Origin of the sequence: Litoreibacter halocynthiae (assembly GCF_004365635.1) — a bacterium.
GTDB classification, from domain to species: domain Bacteria; phylum Pseudomonadota; class Alphaproteobacteria; order Rhodobacterales; family Rhodobacteraceae; genus Litoreibacter; species Litoreibacter halocynthiae.
Genome location: NZ_SOBH01000001.1, coordinates 1,445,118 through 1,465,919, shown reverse-complemented (window position 1 = coordinate 1,465,919; position 20,802 = coordinate 1,445,118). Strand labels below are relative to the sequence as shown.

Here is a 20,802-nt window from a genome sequence, read left to right as displayed (position 1 = left end):
TGATGTTGTAATGGGCCCGCTTGACTAAAGTTTGTAACCCATTTGTTTTGCTGCGTTTGTCGCCCTGTTTTGACTCAGATCAATCTTAATGAGCCCCTCAGCATCCTAGTTTGCCGCGTAATTGATGTGCCGTTCGGGCGCATGCAAATGAAAGGACATGTCGTGAACGCACTTTCCGGAGTAACGCGTGGAGACCAAAACCGGGCTCTGTCTCTCAGTACAATCGCATTTACGCTCAACTTTGCAGTCTGGACTATTTTTGCCATTATCGGCGTTCAGATCAAATCCGAGTTGGGGCTTAACGAAACACAATTTGGCATCTTGGTGGCAACGCCAATCCTGACAGGGTCGCTTACACGATTGATGTTGGGTATCTGGACAGAGCAATACGGGGGCAGGATCGTTTTCCCGGTCCAAATGCTTTTGGCAGCGGCAGCCACTTTCCTGCTGACCATGGCCGATACCTATACAATGTTCTTGGTCGCAGCACTTGGTGTTGGCCTCGCTGGCGGCTCGTTCGCAGTCGGGGTCGCTTATGTGTCGCACTGGTACCCGCGCGAGAAGCAGGGCACGGCACTTGGCATTTTCGGGGCTGGTAACGTCGGCGCTGCAGTGACCAAGTTCGGTGCTCCGTTTGTGATGGTCGCTTATGGCTGGGAAGCTGTGGCGAATATTTGGGCGCTTGGCCTTGCCGCAATTGCGATTATCTTCTTCCTTTTCGCCAAGGATGATCCGGTCTTCGAGGCCCGTCGCAAATCCGGGGGCAAGGCCCTGACGCTGAGCGCGCAGCTTGCACCGCTCAAGAACATTCAGGTTTGGCGTTTCTCGCTCTATTATTTCTTTGTTTTCGGTGCCTTCGTCGCTTTGGCACTATGGCTGCCGCACTATCTGGTCGATGTGTACGCGGTCGATATTCGCACCGCCGGTATGGCTGCTGCCGCGTTCTCTTTGTCGGCTAGTATTTTCCGAGCATATGGTGGCCATTTGAGCGACCGTTTCGGCGCGCGGGCAGTGATGTACTGGACATTCGGGTTCTCGCTACTGATGCTGTTCATGCTGTCCTATCCGTCGACCAGCTACACCATCCACGCCAAGGGTGGGGACATTTCATTCTCCACCGAAATGGGGTTTGGCGCATTTGTTCTGATGATCTTCGGTCTTGGCTTTTTCATGAGCCTTGGTAAGGCGGCGGTCTACAAGCACATCCCTGTTTATTACCCTGATAACGTCGGTTCAGTTGGTGGTCTTGTTGGGATGATCGGTGGTCTTGGCGGTTTCGTATTGCCGATTATCTTTGGCGCTTTGCTGGACTTGACCGGAGTTTACACAACCTGTTTCGCCTTCCTGTTCCTGTTGGTCGCAATCGCGCTGACATGGATGCACTTCTCGGTGCGCAACATGGAGCGTGCCAACCCTGATGTTGCCCGCGACGCGTTGCCTGAGTTGCCTGAATTCGAAGGTATGCCAATCCCGGTCGCCCCGTCTGCTGCAACTTTGACCGAGTGGGAGCCCGAGAACGAAGAGTTCTGGGCGACGAAAGGGCGCAAGATTGCACGCCGCAATCTGTGGATATCGATCCCGGCACTGCTTTTGGCGTTTTCGGTCTGGATGGTATGGTCGGTCGTGGTTGCGCGTTTGCCTGCCATCGGGTTCGACTTTTCCCAAGGCCAGCTGTTCTGGCTCGCGGCGCTTCCTGGTCTGTCCGGTGCAACGCTACGCATCTTCTACAGCTTCATGGTACCGATCTTTGGTGGGCGGCTCTGGACAACCCTGTCCACCGCATCGCTGCTGCTGCCCGCAATGGGCATCGGCTACGCCGTGCAGAACCCCGAAACGCCATACCTGATCTTCTTGGTGCTGGCGCTGCTCTGTGGTCTGGGTGGTGGCAACTTTGCGTCCTCCATGGCCAATATCAGCTTCTTCTATCCAAAAGCTGAAAAGGGGAACGCGCTGGCGCTGAATGCCGGTCTTGGCAACCTCGGTGTGTCCGTCATGCAGTTTCTGGTGCCGCTGGTCATCACCATGGGTGTCTTCGGCGCCTTGGGCGGTGAGCCGGTTGCTCTTAGCGATGGCGGCGAGCTTTGGTTGCAAAACGCAGGCTTCGTCTGGGTACCGTTCATCATCTTGGCTACAATCGCGGCCTATCTGGGGATGAACGATATTGCTTCGGCCAAATCGTCCTTCTCGGATCAGGCTATTATCTTCTCACGGTTCCACAACTGGATCATGTGTATCCTATACACGGGTACATTCGGGAGCTTCATCGGATATTCAGCGGGCTTCCCGCTGCTGATGAAAACCCAGTTTCCTGAAGTCAACGCGCTGCAATTTGCTTTCCTTGGCCCACTTGTAGGAGCTTTGAGCCGCGCTGGTACCGGTTGGATATCTGACAAGTTCGGTGGTGGTCGGGTGACGTTCTGGACGTTTGTCGGAATGATCGTCGCGGTCTTCGGTGTGCTGCAATTCCTGCCAGCTGATGGGGTAGGCGGTAACTTCTGGATGTTCTTTGCCTGCTTCATGGCGCTGTTCTTCCTGACAGGTGTCGGCAATGCTTCGACCTTCCAGATGATCCCGGCAATCATGCGCCAGGAAGTTCCACGCCTGATGCCTGATCTGGATGCCGGATTGCTGCAAAAGCAAATCGAACGTGAAAGCGCTGCGATCATCGCTTTCACCAGTGCAATCGCGGCTTACGGGGCTTTCTTTATCCCGAAAAGCTACGGCACTTCGATTGCAATGACAGGTGCACCGAATGGCGCACTCTGGGCCTTCCTTGTTTTCTACGCAATCTGCGCGGTGATTTGCTGGGTCTACTACAGCCGCAAAACAGCGCCCGTTCCTTGCTGAACCAAACAACCTCCAGCGCCGCCCGAGGACGGGCGGCGCACTTAACGCCACTTAGGAGAATGACATGAGCCACCTGCTCGATAGATTGAACTTCCTCCAGTCCAAAGAATTGGAGCAGTTCTCGAACGGTCATGGGCAAGTGACCCGTGAAAACCGCGATTGGGAAGACACGTACCGCAACCGCTGGCGTCACGACAAGATCGTGCGCTCGACCCACGGGGTGAACTGCACCGGGTCTTGCAGCTGGAAAATCTACGTGAAGTCCGGCATCGTGACATGGGAAACCCAGCAAACCGACTACCCGCGCACACGTCCTGATCTGCCCAACCACGAACCGCGCGGCTGCGCCCGCGGGGCGTCCTATAGCTGGTATTTGTATTCTGCGAACCGGGTGAAAAACCCGTTGATCCGCGGCAAGTTGATGAAGGTCTGGCGCAAGATGCGCGAGACGATGGACCCGATTGCGGCATGGACCGCGATCCAGAGCGATCCGATCCTGCGCGCGTCTTATGTTGAAACCCGCGGCAAGGGCGGCTTCGTGCGCGCCACTTGGGACGAAGCAACCGAGATCACGGCTGCGGCCAACGCCTATACCGCTAAAACCTACGGCCCTGACCGGGTCTTCGGCTTCTCGCCTATTCCGGCCATGTCGATGGTGTCTTACGCGGCGGGCTCTCGCTATCTGTCGCTGTTGGGCGGCGTTTGTATGTCGTTCTACGACTGGTACTGCGATTTGCCTCCTGCCTCGCCGATGACGTGGGGCGAGCAGACGGACGTTCCCGAAAGTGCCGATTGGTACAACGCGGGCTACCTGCTGCTTTGGGGTTCGAACGTGCCGCAAACGCGGACACCTGACGCGCATTTCTACACCGAAGCGCGGTACAAAGGCACCAAATCCGCCGTTATCTGCCCCGACTATTCGGAGGCCGCCAAGTTTGGCGATGTCTGGTTGAATGCCAAGCAAGGCACCGATGCGGCACTTTCGATGGCGTTTGGTCACGTGATCCTGCGCGAATTCCACCTTGATCGTCAGGCCGAGTATTTCGAGGACTACACCCGCAAATATTCCGACTTCCCGATGCTGGTGAAGCTAGAAGAAAAAGACGGACGCATGATTCCGGGCCGCTTCCTGCGCGCGGATGATCTGGCAGGCAAGTTGGGTGAAAAGAACAACCCCGAGTGGAAAACTGTCGCCTACGACGAGACGTCCAAGGCGTTTGTCGCCCCGAACGGATCAGTCGGCTACCGCTGGGGCGAGGACGGGGAATGGAACCTCGAAGAACGCGCATCGGCGGCGGATACCAAGCTTTCGATGAGCTTCGTTCTGGAGGAAGAACACGACGAGATTGTCGGCGTTGATTTCCCCTATTTCGGCGGCGAGGCTGTTGGCCAGTTCGCAACTGATGCGGATCACCCTGATGTCCTGACACGCAACATTCCGGTCAAGATGATCAAAGGGCCGAAAGGCAAGAAGATCGCCGTGGCCACGGTGTTCGATTTGTTCTGTGCCAACTATGGTCTTGATCGTGGTCTTGGCGGCGATTGGGTCACAAGCGACTATGCCGACGACATGCCAGGTACTCCGGCTTGGGCCGAGAAGATCACCGGTGTGCCGCAAGACAAGATCATCCACGTCGCCCGCGAGTTCGCGGATAACGCAGAGAAGACCAACGGCAAGTCGATGGTCATCTTGGGTGCTGGTTTGAACCACTGGTACCACATGGACATGAACTACCGCGGTATCATCAACATGCTGGTGATGTGTGGCTGCGTTGGTCAATCCGGCGGTGGCTGGGCGCACTATGTGGGGCAGGAAAAGCTGCGTCCACAAACCGGCTGGCAACCACTGGCCTTTGCGCTGGACTGGAACCGTCCGCCTCGGCACATGAACTCCACCTCGGCTTGGTATGCGCACACGGACCAGTGGCGCTACGAGACGCTGGAATCGAAGGAAATCCTTAGCCCGACTGCACCGGATGGTGATTGGGACGCCAGCCTGATCGACTACAACATTCGCGCCGAGCGGATGGGGTGGCTGCCGTCTGCACCGCAGCTGAAGACAAACCCGCTAGAGGTTGCCAAAGCGGCCAAGGCGGCAGGCAAGGAGGTTCCGGCCTACATGACGGAGCAGCTGAAATCTGGCGATTTGCAGATGGCCTGCGAAGATCCTGATGCGCCGGAGAACTGGCCGCGCAACCTGTTTGTGTGGCGTTCCAACCTGCTTGGCTCGTCCGGCAAGGGGCATGAGTACTTCCTCAAGCACCTGCTTGGCACCGATCACGGCGTCATGGGCAAGGACTTGGGCGAAGAGGGGGGGCAACTTCCCAAAGAGGCCAAGTGGCATGACGAAGCGCCACGCGGCAAGCTGGACCTGTTGGTGACCATCGACTTCCGTATGTCGACCACCTGCGTCTATTCCGACATCGTTCTGCCTACGGCGTCCTGGTACGAAAAAGACGACATGAACACGTCGGACATGCACCCGTTCATCCACCCGCTTCAAGCGGCTGTGGACCCTGCCTACGAGTCCAAATCGGACTGGGAAATCTTCAAATCCATCGCGAAGAAATTTCAGGAGATTACTCCGGGCTATCTGGAGCACGAGACAGACATCGTTGCCTTGCCGATCCTTCACGACACACCTGCCGAAATTGCGCAGGATCAAGTGATGGACTGGAAGAAAGGCGAGTGTGATCTGATCCCCGGCAAAACCGCACCGAACTACATTACGGTCGAGCGGGATTACACAGCGATCTATGACCGCTTCACCGCCCTTGGTCCGCTCATGGACAAGCTCGGGAATGGCGGCAAAGGCATCAATTGGAACACCCAAGACGAGATCGACAACCTGTCGGCCTTGAACGGGGTCCAGCTTGACGGTGCCGCTGCGGGTCGCCCGAAAATCGACACCGCCCTCGACGCCTGCGAAGTCATCCTGATGCTGGCGCCGGAAACCAATGGCGAGGTTGCTGTCAAAGCGTGGGAAGCGCTGGAGAAAGCCACAGGGCGCGAACATGCGCATCTGGCCGAAGGTGAACACCACAACAAGATCCGCTTCCGGGACATCGCCGCGCAACCGCGCAAGATCATCTCGTCGCCCACATGGTCGGGCATCGAGAGCGAGAAGGTCAGCTATAACGCGGGTTACACCAACGTGCATGAGTTGATCCCGTGGCGGACCCTAACGGGTCGCCAGCAGCTCTATCAGGATCACCTGTGGATGCGCGCTTTTGGTGAAGGGTTCATGAGCTACCGGCCTCCGGTCGACCTCAAGACCATCACCGATGCGGTGAAGGATGAAGGTGACAGCCTCGTGCTGAACTTCATCACGCCGCACCAGAAATGGGGCATCCACTCGACCTATTCCGACAACCTGTTGATGCTGACGTTGAACAGGGGCGGGCCGGTGGTCTGGATTTCGGAAGTGGACGCCAAATCGGCGGGCATTGTCGATAACGACTGGATCGAGCTGTACAACATCAACGGTGCCTTAACGGCCCGCGCGGTGGTGTCCCAGCGGATCAAGGAAGGCACGACCTTCATGTATCACGCCCAAGAAAAGATCGTGAACACCCCTGGCTCCGAAAAGACGGGCAACAGGGGCGGTATCCACAACTCGGTCACCCGTACAGTGCTGAAGCCGACCCATATGATCGGCGGCTACGCGCAGCAGTCCTACGGGTTCAACTACTACGGGACCGTGGGGTCGAACCGGGACGAGTTCGTCGTTGTTCGTAAAATGAAAAATGTCGACTGGCTTGATGATGAAGCAACCGACAACAAGGAGGCTGCAGAATGAAAGTTCGCGCTCAAATCGGCATGGTGCTGAACCTCGATAAATGCATCGGGTGTCATACCTGCTCTGTGACCTGCAAGAACGTATGGACCAGCCGCGACGGTGTCGAATACGCATGGTTCAACAACGTCGAAACCAAGCCGGGCCTTGGCTATCCCACCGACTGGGAAAACCAAGCCCGCTGGAACGGCGGTTGGGAACGCAGCAAGGGCGGCAAACTGCAACCCAAGCAAGGCGGTAAATGGCGGATCTTGGCGAATATCTTCGCCAACCCCGACCTGCCCGAGATCGACGACTACTACGAGCCGTTCGATTTCGACTACGACCACCTGAAATCCGCGCCTGAAGGGAAGGCTTTCCCGACGGCACGCCCACGCTCGAAGATTACCGGCGAGCGGATGCAGAAGATCGAGAAAGGCCCGAACTGGGAAGAAATCCTTGGTGGCGAATTCTCGAAGCGCTCGGACGACTACAACTTCGAGGGCATCCAGAAGGAGATCTACGGCGAGTACGAGAATACATTCATGATGTATCTCCCGCGTCTGTGCGAACACTGTCTGAACCCGGCTTGCGCCGCTTCGTGCCCGTCAGGTGCGATCTACAAGCGCGAAGAAGACGGCATTGTCCTCATCGACCAAGAGAAGTGCCGCGGCTGGCGGATGTGTGTTTCGGGCTGCCCCTACAAGAAGATTTACTACAACTGGGAAAGCGGCAAATCCGAGAAGTGCACGCTGTGCTATCCGCGCATTGAATCCGGCAACCCGACTGTGTGTTCGGAAACCTGCGTGGGCCGCATCCGATATCTGGGTGTGATGCTTTATGATGCAGACAAGATCGAAGAGGCTGCGAACGCACCCGAGACGACCGATCTGTATGATGCACAGCTAGGCGTATTTCTTGACCCCAAAGACCCCGAGGTGATCAAAGCGGCCCGCCGCGATGGTGTGCCGGAGGATTGGATCAAATCCGCCGCAGAAAGCCCGATCTGGAAAATGGCGATGGATTGGAAAGTCGCGTTCCCGCTGCACCCGGAATACCGGACGTTGCCTATGGTGTGGTATATCCCGCCGCTCTCCCCGATCCAGAACGCCGCAGAGGCCGGTGCGATCGGCATGAATGGAGGTATGCCAGATGTGCGTAATTTGCGTATCCCGCTGAAATACCTCGCCAATATGCTGACGGCAGGGGATGAAGCACCTGTTGCCACCGCGTTGGAGCGGATGCTGGCCATGCGCGCCTATATGCGGTCCAAAACCGTTGAGGGTGTGATCGACGAAGGCATCGCCGAGAAGGTCGGACTGAACGGTCGGATGATCGAGGACATGTATAAGATCATGGCCCTTGCCGACTACGAGGACCGTTTCGTGATCCCGACAACCCACCGTGAACAGGTTGAGGATGCGTATGAATTGCGCTCCGGCTGTGGCTTTACCGATACCAACGGATGTTCTCCGGGTATCTCCAAAGGCTCGCTTTTCGGCGGGTCGAAGAAAGCCCTGAAAATGCCTGATCTGAAAATCCCGCAGGAGGCGAAATAACATGGACCGTACCTTAAAAGCGATCTCGCTGATCCTGAGCTACCCGACGCGGGAACTGCAGGAAGCCATGCCGGAAATCGGGGGTGTTCTTGCCGCCGAGTCCCGCCTTACAACAGCGGCACGGCGGGCACTGCGCCCGCTGGTCGAAGCCCTCAGCGAGAGCGATATCTACGAGCTGCAAGAGCAGTATGTGATGCTGTTTGACCGGTCGCGCACGTTGTCACTTAACCTGTTCGAGCACGTTCACGGCGAAAGTCGCGACAGGGGCGGTGCGATGGTGTCTCTGGTTGAAACCTACCGCGATGGCGGGTTTGAGCCCGTGACCTCGGAACTGCCCGACCACTTGCCGGTGTTGCTGGAGTTTCTGGCGACCCGTCCGGCCGATGAGGGGCAGGAAATCCTGGCGGATGCGGCCCATATCTTTGACGCGCTGACCGAACGGTTGGCACGTCGCGAAAGCGCTTATAGCGCGGTGTTTACCGCTCTGTTGCAGCTTTCGGGCGCAAAGGTTGACAGCGCGGCGGTCGCCGAACTGCTGGAACAACCCGACGTCGATCCAAACGACCTAGAGGCGCTGGACGAGATTTGGGAAGAAAGCGAAGTGCTGTTCGGCCCCGATCCGAACGCCGGCTGCCCACAAGTGCGCGACATGCTTTCACGCATGGACGAACCTGCCACCCCCGCGCCGCAGCATGCGGCCGAATAGGGAGAAAAGAACATGCAAGAGAATATTGACTACTTCATCTTCGGTATCATGCCCTACATCGCGCTGACCGTTTTGGTTGTCGGCTCTATTGCACGCTACGAGCGTGACCCGTTCACGTGGAAGTCGTCTTCCAGCCAGCTATTGCGGCGCAAACAGCTGGTGTGGGGCTCGATCCTGTTCCACGTGGGCATCATCACCGTCTTTGGCGGGCATCTGGTTGGCCTGTTTACCCCGGTTTGGGTGTTGGACGTCCTTGGCGTTCCTTATGCCCTTAAGCAGTGGATGGCCGTTATCCTTGGCGGCACGGCCGGCATCATGGCGCTGATCGGTGCGACGATGTTGATCCATCGCCGTGTCACCGACCCGCGTATCTGGCGGCACACCAGCTTTGCGGATATCGGAATTCTGGTTCTGATCTGGCTGCAACTGTTGATCGGTCTGGGGACCATCACGCTGACGCTCCAGCATATGGACGGGGCCGAAATGGTGCGCTTCATGACATGGTCACAAAGCGTGATCTTCCTGAAGCTCAACGCGTGGGCGATGGTTGTGAATGTTCACTGGCTCTACAAGGTGCACATCTTCCTTGGGCTTCTTATCACGATCCTGTTTCCGTTCACGCGACTGGTGCACATGATCTCGGGGTTTGCTGCTCCGTTCCGCTATCTCTCGCGGCCCGGTTACCAAATCGTGCGGTCTCGCCGTAAATCTGTAAAACCAGCGGAGTAGGATCTATGAACGCATCTTTGTTCCCTGACCTTGTGGTCAACGGCGAAACCGTCCCACACGCATTGATCGCTGCCGAGACGCAGCACCACGATGCCCCGAAGGGCAAGCCCGGTATCGCATGGCGCAAAGCGGCCAATGCTGTGGCGGTGCGCACCTTGCTGTTACAAGAAGCCAAGCGGCAGGGTTTGCAATCTGAACCGGCCGAAGTCGGGCCGGGGCGCTTCGAGACAGAGGAGGAGGCCCTGATCAGGGGCCTTCTCGATCAGGCGGTGGATGTCGGCGCGCCCGACGATGCCGACATCCGCGCCGAGTTCGATCGCAACCCCGAGCGGTTCCGCTCGCCCGTCTTGTGGGAGGTGTCGCATATTTTGTGTGCCTGTGATCCCCGTGACAAAGCGGCCACGGAGAAAGCGCTCAAACGCGCCGAACTGATCGCCAAAATGGCGTTCAAGGAGCCCAAAGGTTTCGCGTCGTTGGCTAAGCGCGAAAGCGATTGTGGCTCGAAGTCTTCGGGTGGGGCGTTGGGCCAGCTTGGGCCGGGCGATACGGTGCCTGAGTTCGAAGCCGTTCTTCGCGAGATGACCGAGGGTGAAATTACCGAAAAACCGGTATTAAGCCGCCACGGGTATCACATCATTCGCTTGGATGCGTTGGCCGAGGGGCAACCTCTGCCATTCGAGAGCGTGCGTCAGAAAATCTCCGATGCCATGGAAAAGGCGACTTGGGCGCGTCAGGCGCGGGAGTTTGTCGATCAACTGGTTAAGGCGTCCGAGATCAAAGGGGCCGACTTAAAACCTGTCTAGCGATCCGAGGGTGACTTCATGACCGGCTCACAACGAAGAACTGGATGTTTCCATTCAGCACGGGAGCTTGGAAATCCACTGGATTTTCTGGTGGAAGACAACACCCGCGAACGTGGCATCTGTGATCTGCTTGACCAGATAGCCCAGTCCGCGGTCCCGAAGGCCGCGGATGTGACAACCGTCATCACCTATTTGAAGGAAGAGCTTCCCTTGCATCTACAAGACGAGAACGAGGACCTGGTTCCGCTGATGCGTTTGCGGTGCAAGGCCGAAGACCAGATCGACGACGTGATCACGCGACTACAGTCCAACCACGGCCATGCGATGGTCGACCTTCCGGCGATCGTCTTGCTTTTGGGAAAGGCGACGCCGATGTCGGAGCGGACCCGCCGGATGATCCGGAATTTCGCGTCGCATGCCCGCAGCCATATAAGCGTCGAGAATGCCATTTTGCTGCCCATCGCGCGGGTACGCTTGAAAGCAAATGACCTTGATAAAATGCGGCGGCACATGCTTGAGCGGCGTGGGCTCCACCGTGTGATAGGATGAAGCTATGCTAAAAACCCTTCTTGACCGGAATGCGCAGTGGTCACGCCAGCGCAATGAAGAGGAGCCGGGCTACTTTGCCCGCCTCGCGACACGCCAGACGCCGGAATTCTTCTGGATCGGCTGCTCGGACAGCCGCGTGCCTGCCAATGTCGTCGCAGGGCTTGATCCCGGCGAGGTCTTTGTTCACCGCAACGTCGCGAATGTGGTCCATTCGACGGATATGAACCTGCTGTCGTCGCTGGAGTTTGCGGTGGACGCACTGAATATCCGCGAGGTGATCGTCTGTGGCCACTATGGCTGCGGTGGTGTGAAAGCAGCGACGGATGATCTGCCGCACGGCTTGGCCGACCATTGGCTGGAACCCATCCGACGCTTGGCGCGGTCCTACGCGGTTGATCTATCGACGCTGGCCAATGCGGAGCAGGGGCAGGACAGGCTGGCGGAATTGAACGTGATGGAAGGTGTCCGGCGGATTGCCGAGACGCCGATTATCCAGCGCTCGTGGAAAGCCGGTGTTGGAGTGCGCATTCACGGCCTGATCTACGGCCTGAAGAACGGCCTGCTGCGCGACCTCGATTGCACCGTCGGCCCCGGTCACTTTCAGGCGGAGGCTCAGTCGTGAGCCGGAAAGACCGCTTTATCTCTCTCTTTGCAGGAAGGCTGAGCATATGAACATTGCTTACACAATCGCGCCCGGTCGCGGCGACACGGACTTGATGCTGGCATCGCTTGCCGAAACACTCGCCAACAAGGGGCTGCGCTTGTGCGGCACCGTTCAGGTGAACACCGAACGGGTCTGCGACGGACCGTGCGACATGGATGTGCTGGTTCTTCCCGACGGGCCTGCCATCCGGATTTCGCAAAGCCTTGGCAAGGAGTCGCATGGATGCCGCCTTGACCCCGACGCGCTGGAACGGGCCGTTGGCATGGCCACAGAGCAGCTTCGGGCTGGGGCGGATGTGCTAATCGTCAACAAGTTCGGCAAGCACGAGGCCGACGGGCGCGGCTTCAGGGATATTATCGCGGAGGCCATTTCGCTTGGCGTTCCGGTCCTTGTTGGAACAAACGGGCTCAGCGAGCCCGCGTTCTTGGAGTTTACCGACGGGTGCGCCCAAAAGGTGGAGCCAAACGCAGAGGCTCTGGTCGAATGGGTCGAGGCGACGATGGAGCCGGCTTAAGCGGTCACAGATCAAGACCCGCAGACTTGTTTATTGCGCGTCACCTTGAATGGCGGCACGAAGTGCTGCGTGATCTATGGCGATGTCGGTGAAGATATCCCAAGCGTCGATACCTTGGCCAAAGAACAGCTCGTAGCCGGAAATGATGCTTAGGCCCGCGCGCGCCGCATCTTGCAGGAACTGGGTGTCGACGGGGGTATAGACCGCATCGAAGGCCCAAGACGCGCCGCGCATCGCGTCAGCGGGCAGGGGGGTGCCACCAATACCGCCCATGCCCAGCGGTGTGCAGTTGATTATACCATCCGCGCCATGCGCCGCGGTGATCGCGTCATTGGAGACTGTAACGTGGATATCAGGGGCAAAGGCGATCAACGCCTCGGCCAACTCCTGCGCTTTATCACTGTCGAGATCGACAAGGCGGATTTCTCTCGCGTTCAACGCGATCAGGCCGAACGCGACTGCCTTGCCGACGCCTCCTGTCCCGATCAGGCAGACCTTGCCCGGGGTTTCGTCGCGCGCAGAGCGGTAGGCCCGCACGAAGCCGCTGTAATCTGTGTTGTGTCCTTGTGGTCCATCTGGCGTGAACACAACCGTGTTCACCGCGCCAATCGCACGCACCAAGGGGGCGGCCACGGTGACCTTTTTCACCACCAGCTCTTTATACGGGTAGGTCACGTTAAGCCCGCGGAACCCGCTGGCGTGCGCCTGTGAGAAAATTTCATCGAAGGTCAGGCCCATGTCTTTGGGGACCAGACGGTCATAGGTGACCTCTACCCCTGTTAGCTGCCCTGCGGTCCGGTGCAGGCGAGGAGTCTTTGATGCGGCGATATTGTCCCCGATCAGTCCGAGTTTAATGGTCATGGTGTTGCGCTCTATCAGTATCGGGGTTCTGGAGTGACTTCGCTTGGCTGGTTCCCACGTCGCGGAACAACTCCGCAATGCCCGTCAGGTGGTCCGCCAAAGGGTTGGTGTTGCGCCACACCATGCCGATTGTGCGGGAGGGTTGGGGCTTGGGCAGTCGCGCGACAGACACAGCGGCGGAGCGGGTCTCGATTGGCACTGCCATTTCGGGGATCAAAGTGACGCCAATGCCCGCACCGACCATTTGAACCAAGGTCGAGAGCGAACTCGCCTCCATCAGGTCGCGCGGCAGGGATGAGGACAGGTTGCAGTACGAAATCGCCTGATCGCGGAAACAATGACCTTCCTCCAGCAAAAGCAGCCGCATTTCACGCAGCTTGTCAGAGCTGGGGACAGGCTTGTCGGCGTCAGCGAGGGGGCGCACCAACACGAAGTCCTCGTCGAACAGCGCCACCTCGGTCAGGGACGCCTCCGATACCGGTAGGGCGACGATTGCCGCATCGAGCCGCCCGTCCAGCAGATCGTCGATAAGGCGTTGCGTGACAGCCTCGCGCGGGTGCGGATCCAGATCAGGGTGGTGTTTCGACAGGCGTTTGACGAAGGCAGGCAGCAGGTACGGCGCAATCGTCGGGATGATGCCGATGCGGAACGGGCCGGACAGCTCGTTTCGGGACGCGCGGGCGAGGTCGCTTAGCTCGTCGACGGAGCGCAGCACTTCGCGCGCACGGACGGCGAACTCCTCACCCAGCCGGGTCAGGCGTATTTTTCGGGTACTGCGTTCGACCAGCGGCGCGCCAAGGATTTGCTCCAGCTCTTTCATCTGCACAGACAGCGCGGGTTGCGAAATCGAACACACATCGGCAGCCCGCCCGAAATGGCCGTGATGAGCAAGTGCTTCAAAGTATTTGAGATGTTTCAAGGTGATCTGACTCATAATTAGAAATTATAGATATAATTAGAAAATACAAATTTTAACTATGGTTTTTAGCGCCTATAATTGGTTCAGAAGAAGAGGTGTCCTTGGGGGGATTCTTTTGGATCGCGAGTGCCTGATCGGGCGACGCCAAGACACCACAGTTTTAGACAGCAAGCGGAGAACATCATGGACGGAAACAAACTTGGCGGTGCGGGCGGATGCCCTGTTATGCACGGGTCTCACACGGACATGGAGGCCTCTGTCATGGATTGGTGGCCGAATGCACTGAACTTGGACATTTTGCACCAGCATGATGCGAAGACCAACCCGATGGGGGAAGAGTTTGATTACCGCGAAGAGGTCAAAACCCTCGACCATGATGCGTTGAAAAAAGACCTTTATGCGTTGATGACGGACAGTCAGGATTGGTGGCCAGCCGATTGGGGCCATTATGGCGGCTTGATGATCCGCATGGCGTGGCATGCGGCTGGTACATACCGTCTGGCTGATGGCCGTGGCGGTGGTGCTACGGGCAACCAGCGCTTTGCGCCGTTGAACTCGTGGCCTGATAACGTGAACCTCGACAAGGCGCGCCGCCTGCTCTGGCCGATCAAAAAGAAATACGGCAACAAACTTAGCTGGGCCGACCTGCTGATCCTTGCGGGCAACGCCGCTTACGAATCCATGGGGCTGAAAACCTACGGGTTTGCATATGGCCGTGCCGATATCTGGGCACCTGAGAAAGACATCTATTGGGGCGCGGAAAAAGAATGGCTGGCCCCGAGCGACAGCCGATACGACAATCTCGAAGATCCGGCCACCATGGAGAACCCGTTGGCAGCAGTCCAAATGGGCCTGATCTATGTGAATCCGGAAGGTGTTAACGGTCAGTCCGATCCGCTGAAGACCGCCTTGCAAGTGCGCGAAACCTTCGCCCGCATGGCGATGGATGACGAAGAAACCGTTGCCCTGACGGCTGGTGGCCACACTGTTGGTAAATGCCACGGGAACGGCAATGCGGACGTGATCGGCGAGGCACCGGAGGGTGCCGGGCTGGAGGGGCAGGGCCTTGGCTGGCACAATCCGACAGGAACCGGCGTGGGTGGCGACACTGTCTCCAGTGGCCTTGAGGGCGCTTGGACCACCAACCCGACCCAGTGGGACAATGGCTATTTTTACCTGCTGCTCACCCATGACTGGGAACTGACCAAAAGCCCCGCAGGCGCGAACCAGTGGGAGCCGGTCAACATCAAGGAAGAAGACAAACCTGTTGATTCCGCCAACCCGTCTGTGCGTCGTAACCCGATGATGACCGACGCCGACATGGCGATGAAAATGGACCCGATTTACCGCGAGATTTCCGAGAAGTTCTACAAGAACCCCGACTATTTCTCCGAAGTGTTCGCACGGGCTTGGTTCAAGCTGACCCACCGCGACATGGGGCCGAAAGTCCGCTACATCGGGCCGGAAGCGCCGCAAGAAGACCTGATCTGGCAGGATCCGGTCCCTGCGGGCAACACCGGTTATGATGTCGATGCGGTGAAGGCAAAGATCGCCCAAAGCGGATTGTCGATGAGTGAGATGGTTTCGACCGCATGGGACAGCGCACGTACCTATCGCGGCTCCGACATGCGCGGGGGTGCGAACGGTGCGCGTATCCGTCTGGCTCCGCAAAAGGACTGGGAAGGCAACGAGCCGACCCGTCTGGCCAAAGTGCTGGGCGTGCTGGAAGGCATTGCTGCGGACACCGGTGCCAGCGTGGCCGATGTGATCGTGCTGGCCGGCAATGTTGGTGTGGAACAAGCGGCGAAGGCCGCGGGCTTCGATGTCTCGGTTCCTTTCGCCGCAGGGCGGGGCGATGCGACGGACGAGATGACCGACGCTGAATCATTCGAGCCGCTGGAGCCGATCCACGACGCCTACCGCAACTGGCTGAAGAAGGACTACGCCGTTGGCGCAGAAGAGCTGATGCTGGACCGCACTCAACTTATGGGCCTGACGGCGCATGAGATGACCGTGTTGGTCGGCGGGATGCGAGCTATGGGTACCAACCATGGCGGCACCAAGCACGGCGTGTTCACTGATCGCGAGGGGGCGCTGACGACTGATTTCTTCGTTAACCTCACCGATATCAACAACACCTGGAAACCTGTGGGTAGCAACCTCTACGAAATCCGTGACCGCAAGACCGACGCGGTCAAGTGGACGGCAACGCGGGTTGATCTGGTATTTGGGTCCAACTCGGTGCTGCGGTCTTACGCGGAAGTCTATGCGCAGGATGATAACGCCGGGAAGTTCGTGAAGGATTTCGTTGCCGCATGGACCAAGGTGATGAACGCGGATCGCTTCGATCTGGCCTAAGAAAACCCCCCGCGCGGCTATCTGGCCGCGCGGGGGCTCTTTGCCGTCCGAGAGGCCCTAGTGGGCCATGAACACGGCGACATCGGTTTGTTCTGACAGACTGGCAGTGGTGCCGCCAAACAGGTTCTCGCGCAGTCGAGAGTGGCCGTAAGCCCCAGCAACCACCAATTCCGCCCCAACTTCCGCCGCACGCGCCAAAATACAGGTGGCAATCTCTTTGCCGCCGCTTGGATGCTGCTCCACCGTGACGTTGCAGCCATGGCGCGTCAGCCACTTTCCGACGTCGGAGCCCGGATTTTCACCGTCCGCCAATTCGCTCATTTTGGGGTCAAAGCACGCAATGGTAACGTTCTCGGCTTGTTTGAGCAGAGGTATCGCACGCTTGACCGCGCGGGAGGCTGGCAGGCTGGTGTTCCACGCCACCAGAATGTTCTTCGCGGACAAGGTTTTGACGCCCGCGCTATCGTTAATGACCACTGGGGTGGCGGAGTTGAACAAAAGGCCGTGGAGGACGTTCTTGAAGGTCTGAGGTTCGCCGCGCAACCCGTTGCAAATAAGGGCTAAGTCACACACCTTTGCGCGCCATGAGACCAGCTCTGCGAGCCCTGCAGGTTCTGCGTAAACCGAGGACACGTCGCCCGACAACCCTTCCTTGGCCAGCATGGCCTCGACCTCGTCCAATTTGGCCTTCAGATCTGCGTTTACCTGCTGGACCGACTCTTGCCAAGTATCGGGGACGACAGGGCTTCCATACGGCAGCATGCCAACACCGAAGTTCGGAAATTGTGGGATAGCACCGACCGCGAGGTAGGCCAGATGAAGATTATGCGCACGCGCTATGTCGGCCACGGGAGATAGGGTCTTCGTCGGGCAGTTCGCTCCGATGATCGATAGGATGGTTGCATTCTTCATATCAAAAACCTCTTGGCTGTTTGGCTTAATCTAACACAAAACGCGGGGTCCCTGTTTGCGATGTCTCAATACGCACGCGCAAAATCCGTGATATACTTGCTTGCAAAGCGACTATTCAACCGGAGCATCCGCAAATCATGGACTACAAGGATTACTACAAGGCTCTGGGCGTCGACCGGACGGCGACTCAGGACGAGATCAAAAAAGCCTATCGCAAGCTGGCGCGAAAATATCATCCGGATGTGAATTCCGATCAAGACGCGGATGCCAAATTCAAGGAGGCTGGCGAAGCCTTTGCTGTCTTGGGCGACGCCGAGAAACGGGCTGCCTATGACGCGCTCGGGGCAGAGCCACCTAGGGGCGGGCAGGGCTTCCGGCCACCGCCTGATTGGGAACAGGGCTATCAGTTTTCCGACCCGCCGCATGGTGCGGGCGGTCCCGAGGATGCGGCCTTTAGCGACTTCTTCGAGAACCTGTTCCGCTCCGGCGCGCGGGCCGAAGGACGGACGTCAGGCATGCGGGCCGCAGGGCAGGATCAACATGCCCGCGTGACCCTTGATATCGGGGATGCGTTTAACGGAACCAGCCGCGTTTTAACGATGCGGGTTCCCGAAATGGACGAATCCGGACGGATGATGCTGAAAGATCGCAGCGTATCTGTTAAAATCCCCAAAGGCGTTCGTGAAGGCCAGCATATCCGGTTGAAGGGCAAGGGGTCTCCGGGAATTGGTGGCGGTCCTGCGGGGGATTTGTTCCTTGAGGTGGCGTTCGCGCCGCATCCGACCTACCGCATCGACGGGCGCGATATCTATGTCGATTTGCCCGTAACCCCTTGGGAGGCGGCATTGGGCGGCAAAGTCACAATGCCTACGCCGGGTGGCGAGGTGGGGATCACCATTCCCAAAAATGCCCGCGCCGGCCAGAAACTACGCCTAAAGGGGCGGGGGCTTCCGGGCGGATTGGCCGGCGATCTTTATGCGGTTCTGAAGATCGTGAACCCGCCCACCACAACGCAGGCGGAACAGGCGCTGTACGAGCAGATGGCTAAAGAAATGAGTTTTGATCCGCGCAAAAGCATGGAGGCCTAGACCATGAAGAAAGCTAAATCACATAGCGATGAAGACAATCTGGTAGATGAGTTGACCCTGCACGAGCTGTGCCGCTTTTGCGATGCGGACAAGGCTTGGGTGGTGGATTTGATCCAGCACGGCGTCGTAGAGCCGCACGGTGCAGGAGAGGCGGAATACAGCTTTAGCCAGATTAGCGTTTTGCGGGCCAAGAAAGCCCGAAGGCTGGAGCGTGACCTCGGCATCAACATGCCGGGGATTGCCTTGGCGCTGGACCTGTTGGAAGAGCGTGACCACCTGCGCCGCTTGCTGGGTCGGTTCGGAATGGCGTCATAGCTTGGCGCTATTTGCGCAGTTTGTTGCGTGACTTCAGGTAGAGCCTTCGATTGAGGGCGACAAACTGCCGGATCGGCTGGGCCAGCAGCCCTTTGTCCGATCCTGTCAGATAAAGATAGCCCGCGAAGGACCCCAATGCCCCGCCAATCGCGTCAACGATGAGATCGCCCATGGTATCGTCGAGGCCGGTCTTTTGCATGTTCAGCCCGAACAGGCTGTCCATGGTGAACTCGAACACCTCCCAAAGTGCGCCTGTCGTCATGGCGATCGAGAACGCGATCAGCGCCAGCGCCCAGTGCGGGGCCGCGAAACGGTCGCCTTCGAACAGCATGAACGCGAACAAGAATCCGGTGAGGCCAAACCCGATGGCAGAGGTGCCATGGAGCGCGATATCCCACCACCAGAAGCGCCCGTAGAAATCAAACGCCTCGCCGAGAAAGACCGTAGCAAAGAGGAACATGGTGATGGCCACGACGAATGGAACAGGCAGCGCAATCTTGAAACGTGAGGCCAACAGGTTGGGGGCCAGCGACAAACCAAAGGTCGCAAAGGAAACGAAAGCCATGGAATAGCGGCCCAAGACCAGTGCGATCAGGGACACAGCCAGAAGCAGCCCCCAGATGAGCAACAGCACCGGACTTTGGTTTTTTAAAGAAAATGCCACACGAACGCCCTCCTTCTTCAAACGTGGGGACGCAGATCCTATCTATCAAGCATGAGTCGCCCCAAGCCATCCCCGACGCTGCGTGTCGCCAGTTACAACATCCGCAAGGCGCGCGGGTTGGATCAAAGGCGTGACCCGATGCGCATACTTGAGGTTATCAACAGCTTGGAGGCCGACGTGGTGGCGCTGCAAGAGGCCGATATGCGCCTTGGCGCACGCCCCTCGGCTTTGGCGCGCGACCTGATCTCACGAGAGACGGATTACGAGGTTGCCCCAATTGCCCGCAACGCCGTAGCGCTTGGTTGGCATGGCAATGCGGTGCTGGTGCGCAAGGACATCTCCGTCGGCAAGGTGACACATCTGGACCTTCCCGGTCTGGAGCCACGCGGGGCGGTGCGTCTGACCTTGGGCGGGCCGTTCGAGTTGGACTTGATTGCGGCGCATCTGGGCCTGATCCGGCGGAACCGTGTGCAGCAATTCGAGACCATTCTGAAACAGACCGACAAGGACCGCCCGACCGTGTTGATCGGAGATTTCAACGAATGGTCGACCCGGCGCGGCATGGAGCCTTTGGCGGGACGCTTCGAGGTTCACATTCCCGGGCACTCTTTTCATGCGCGGCGTCAGATCGCCTCGCTTGATCGGATCGCTTTAAGTGGCGGTCTTGAGTTGCGCAGCGCTGGCGTCGAGGAAGGGCCACTGGCGCGCCGTGCGTCGGACCATCTACCAATCTGGGGCGACATCGCACCCGTCTAGATGTGGAACAGCGTTCCGACGAAATAGGCAATCGCCGCGGCCGTCGATCCGATGGCAAGTGTTTCCAACCCCGACCACCACCACGGTGCGAGCGACCAGCGACTTTTTCCGGTGCCGATGGCGAAGAACACCAAGGCAGTGGCACAGGCCGCGATCAGGAACGGGTTGGGCAACCCCAGCAAGAACGGCAACAGCGGTACGATGCCTGCAACCAGAAACGCCGCGAAGGTTGCGATGGCCGCCTTCATCGGGGCGGGGGGGGTCGGGGCCAGACCGTATTCATCGGTCAGCATGATCTCCACCCATTTTTCCGAATTGTTGGTGATCGCGTCGGTCGCATCTTCCAGCAACGCGCCGCTGAGGCCCTTGAGTTCCAATATCTGGCGCAGCTCCTCGCGCTCACCTTCAGGGTATTCCTTGATGTGCCGATGCTCCAGCGCGCTCAGCCGGTTGCGGTCGTCCAGATCGGCCTTGGTGCCGGAATAGTTGCCAGCCGCCATGGAGAACCCGTCCGCCAGCACATTGGCGATGCCCAAAGCGATGATGATGGTCGGCGACAGCCCTGCGCCCTGAACTCCGGCGACGATGGCAAATGTTGTCACCGCACCGTCAATCCCGCCATAGATCATGTCGCGCAGATGCGACGCCTGACCCTCGCCGGAAATCCGTTTGGCAATCTCGGCTTTGCTGTGTCCGTGGTCCTGCATCGGCGGGTTTCCTCCTAAAAACCCATTCTGGCAGGTGATGGCAAAGCTAACCTTGACCAAAATCAAAGCGCATTTT

At 58.3% G+C, this 20,802-nt stretch carries 18 protein-coding genes; 13 read left to right on the top strand and 5 right to left on the bottom strand.

Annotated features, from left to right (window positions below):
• Positions 1 to 162: 162 nt before the first annotated feature.
• The 9 genes from BDE40_RS07105 to BDE40_RS07065 all read left to right on the top strand — a co-directional run bounded on the left by BDE40_RS07105 (position 163) and on the right by BDE40_RS07065 (position 12,146).
• Positions 163 to 2,847, top strand: coding sequence for a nitrate/nitrite transporter (locus BDE40_RS07105; protein ID WP_281275426.1), 2,685 nt, complete (start codon positions 163 to 165; stop codon positions 2,845 to 2,847).
• Between the two features lie 64 nt (positions 2,848 to 2,911).
• Positions 2,912 to 6,646 carry a nitrate reductase subunit alpha gene (locus BDE40_RS07100; protein ID WP_134013706.1) on the top strand — a complete coding sequence of 1,245 codons (3,735 nt, stop codon included), beginning with the start codon at positions 2,912 to 2,914 and terminating at the stop codon, positions 6,644 to 6,646.
• Positions 6,643 to 8,181: a nitrate reductase subunit beta gene (gene narH / locus BDE40_RS07095; protein WP_134013705.1), complete on the top strand. Its 1,539-nt coding sequence runs from the start codon at positions 6,643 to 6,645 to the stop codon at positions 8,179 to 8,181. Before BDE40_RS07100 ends, narH begins: the two co-directional genes overlap by 4 nt.
• Before the next feature lies 1 nt (position 8,182).
• On the top strand, positions 8,183 to 8,887 hold the full coding sequence (gene narJ, locus BDE40_RS07090) for a nitrate reductase molybdenum cofactor assembly chaperone (RefSeq protein WP_134013704.1): 705 nt from the start codon (positions 8,183 to 8,185) through the stop codon (positions 8,885 to 8,887).
• Positions 8,888 to 8,899: 12 nt separating this feature from the next.
• Positions 8,900 to 9,616 carry a respiratory nitrate reductase subunit gamma gene (narI, locus tag BDE40_RS07085; RefSeq protein ID WP_134013703.1) on the top strand — a complete coding sequence of 239 codons (717 nt, stop codon included), beginning with the start codon at positions 8,900 to 8,902 and terminating at the stop codon, positions 9,614 to 9,616.
• 5 nt (positions 9,617 to 9,621) lie between these two features.
• Positions 9,622 to 10,419: a peptidylprolyl isomerase gene (locus tag BDE40_RS07080; RefSeq protein WP_134013702.1), complete on the top strand. Its 798-nt coding sequence runs from the start codon at positions 9,622 to 9,624 to the stop codon at positions 10,417 to 10,419.
• 18 nt (positions 10,420 to 10,437) lie between these two features.
• Positions 10,438 to 10,968, top strand: a complete 531-nt coding sequence (locus tag BDE40_RS07075) for a hemerythrin domain-containing protein (protein ID WP_134013701.1) — start codon at positions 10,438 to 10,440, stop codon at positions 10,966 to 10,968.
• Positions 10,969 to 10,972: 4 nt separating this feature from the next.
• A complete protein-coding gene (locus BDE40_RS07070; protein ID WP_134013700.1) occupies positions 10,973 to 11,590 on the top strand; it encodes a carbonic anhydrase in 618 nt (205 codons plus the stop codon).
• A 46-nt stretch (positions 11,591 to 11,636) separates the two neighbouring features.
• Positions 11,637 to 12,146, top strand: a complete 510-nt coding sequence (locus BDE40_RS07065; protein ID WP_134013699.1) for a DUF2478 domain-containing protein — start codon at positions 11,637 to 11,639, stop codon at positions 12,144 to 12,146.
• A gap of 30 nt (positions 12,147 to 12,176) precedes the next feature.
• On the opposite strand, the gene BDE40_RS07060 is transcribed toward BDE40_RS07065, so the two are convergent.
• A complete protein-coding gene (locus BDE40_RS07060; RefSeq protein WP_134013698.1) occupies positions 12,177 to 13,007 on the bottom strand; it encodes a shikimate dehydrogenase family protein in 831 nt (276 codons plus the stop codon).
• Entirely contained in the window at positions 12,997 to 13,941 is a 945-nt protein-coding gene (locus tag BDE40_RS07055) for a LysR substrate-binding domain-containing protein (protein ID WP_134013697.1), read from the bottom strand. Before BDE40_RS07055 ends, BDE40_RS07060 begins: the two co-directional genes overlap by 11 nt.
• Before the next feature lie 168 nt (positions 13,942 to 14,109).
• On the opposite strand from BDE40_RS07055, the gene katG reads away from it, so the two are divergent.
• Complete coding sequence (gene katG, locus BDE40_RS07050) at positions 14,110 to 16,284, top strand: catalase/peroxidase HPI (protein ID WP_134013696.1); 2,175 nt, start codon at positions 14,110 to 14,112, stop codon at positions 16,282 to 16,284.
• Between the two features lie 57 nt (positions 16,285 to 16,341).
• Here the strand turns inward: katG and BDE40_RS07045 are convergent, their stop codons facing one another.
• Positions 16,342 to 17,196, bottom strand: coding sequence for a universal stress protein (locus tag BDE40_RS07045; protein WP_134013695.1), 855 nt, complete (start codon positions 17,194 to 17,196; stop codon positions 16,342 to 16,344).
• A gap of 137 nt (positions 17,197 to 17,333) precedes the next feature.
• Here BDE40_RS07045 and BDE40_RS07040 point away from each other — a divergent pair, with 137 nt between their 5' ends.
• Positions 17,334 to 18,284, top strand: coding sequence for a DnaJ C-terminal domain-containing protein (locus BDE40_RS07040; protein ID WP_134013694.1), 951 nt, complete (start codon positions 17,334 to 17,336; stop codon positions 18,282 to 18,284).
• A gap of 3 nt (positions 18,285 to 18,287) precedes the next feature.
• A complete protein-coding gene (locus BDE40_RS07035) occupies positions 18,288 to 18,599 on the top strand; it encodes a chaperone modulator CbpM (RefSeq protein ID WP_134013693.1) in 312 nt (103 codons plus the stop codon).
• A 7-nt stretch (positions 18,600 to 18,606) separates the two neighbouring features.
• Here BDE40_RS07035 and BDE40_RS07030 read toward each other — a convergent pair whose 3' ends face one another.
• Entirely contained in the window at positions 18,607 to 19,263 is a 657-nt protein-coding gene (locus tag BDE40_RS07030) for a DUF2238 domain-containing protein (protein ID WP_134013692.1), read from the bottom strand.
• 51 nt (positions 19,264 to 19,314) lie between these two features.
• Between BDE40_RS07030 and BDE40_RS07025 the strand changes: the two genes are divergently transcribed.
• Entirely contained in the window at positions 19,315 to 20,019 is a 705-nt protein-coding gene (locus BDE40_RS07025; protein ID WP_134013691.1) for an endonuclease/exonuclease/phosphatase family protein, read from the top strand.
• Here BDE40_RS07025 and BDE40_RS07020 read toward each other — a convergent pair.
• On the bottom strand, positions 20,016 to 20,726 hold the full coding sequence (locus BDE40_RS07020) for a VIT1/CCC1 transporter family protein (protein WP_134013690.1): 711 nt from the start codon (positions 20,724 to 20,726) through the stop codon (positions 20,016 to 20,018). The two genes, BDE40_RS07025 and BDE40_RS07020, sit on opposite strands and share 4 nt — an antisense overlap.
• Positions 20,727 to 20,802: the final 76 nt, after the last annotated feature.

Coding starts and splice junctions, on each gene's coding strand:
- BDE40_RS07100 (WP_134013706.1), top strand. CDS start 2,912: ATGAGCCACCTGCTCGATAGATTGAACTTCCTCCAGTCCAAAGAATTG.
- narH (WP_134013705.1), top strand. CDS start 6,643: ATGAAAGTTCGCGCTCAAATCGGCATGGTGCTGAACCTCGATAAATGC.
- narJ (WP_134013704.1), top strand. CDS start 8,183: ATGGACCGTACCTTAAAAGCGATCTCGCTGATCCTGAGCTACCCGACG.
- narI (WP_134013703.1), top strand. CDS start 8,900: ATGCAAGAGAATATTGACTACTTCATCTTCGGTATCATGCCCTACATC.
- BDE40_RS07080 (WP_134013702.1), top strand. CDS start 9,622: ATGAACGCATCTTTGTTCCCTGACCTTGTGGTCAACGGCGAAACCGTC.
- BDE40_RS07075 (WP_134013701.1), top strand. CDS start 10,438: ATGACCGGCTCACAACGAAGAACTGGATGTTTCCATTCAGCACGGGAG.
- BDE40_RS07070 (WP_134013700.1), top strand. CDS start 10,973: ATGCTAAAAACCCTTCTTGACCGGAATGCGCAGTGGTCACGCCAGCGC.
- BDE40_RS07065 (WP_134013699.1), top strand. CDS start 11,637: ATGAACATTGCTTACACAATCGCGCCCGGTCGCGGCGACACGGACTTG.
- BDE40_RS07060 (WP_134013698.1), bottom strand. CDS start 13,007: ATGACCATTAAACTCGGACTGATCGGGGACAATATCGCCGCATCAAAG.
- BDE40_RS07055 (WP_134013697.1), bottom strand. CDS start 13,941: ATGAGTCAGATCACCTTGAAACATCTCAAATACTTTGAAGCACTTGCT.
- katG (WP_134013696.1), top strand. CDS start 14,110: ATGGACGGAAACAAACTTGGCGGTGCGGGCGGATGCCCTGTTATGCAC.
- BDE40_RS07045 (WP_134013695.1), bottom strand. CDS start 17,196: ATGAAGAATGCAACCATCCTATCGATCATCGGAGCGAACTGCCCGACG.
- BDE40_RS07040 (WP_134013694.1), top strand. CDS start 17,334: ATGGACTACAAGGATTACTACAAGGCTCTGGGCGTCGACCGGACGGCG.
- BDE40_RS07035 (WP_134013693.1), top strand. CDS start 18,288: ATGAAGAAAGCTAAATCACATAGCGATGAAGACAATCTGGTAGATGAG.
- BDE40_RS07025 (WP_134013691.1), top strand. CDS start 19,315: ATGAGTCGCCCCAAGCCATCCCCGACGCTGCGTGTCGCCAGTTACAAC.
- BDE40_RS07020 (WP_134013690.1), bottom strand. CDS start 20,726: ATGCAGGACCACGGACACAGCAAAGCCGAGATTGCCAAACGGATTTCC.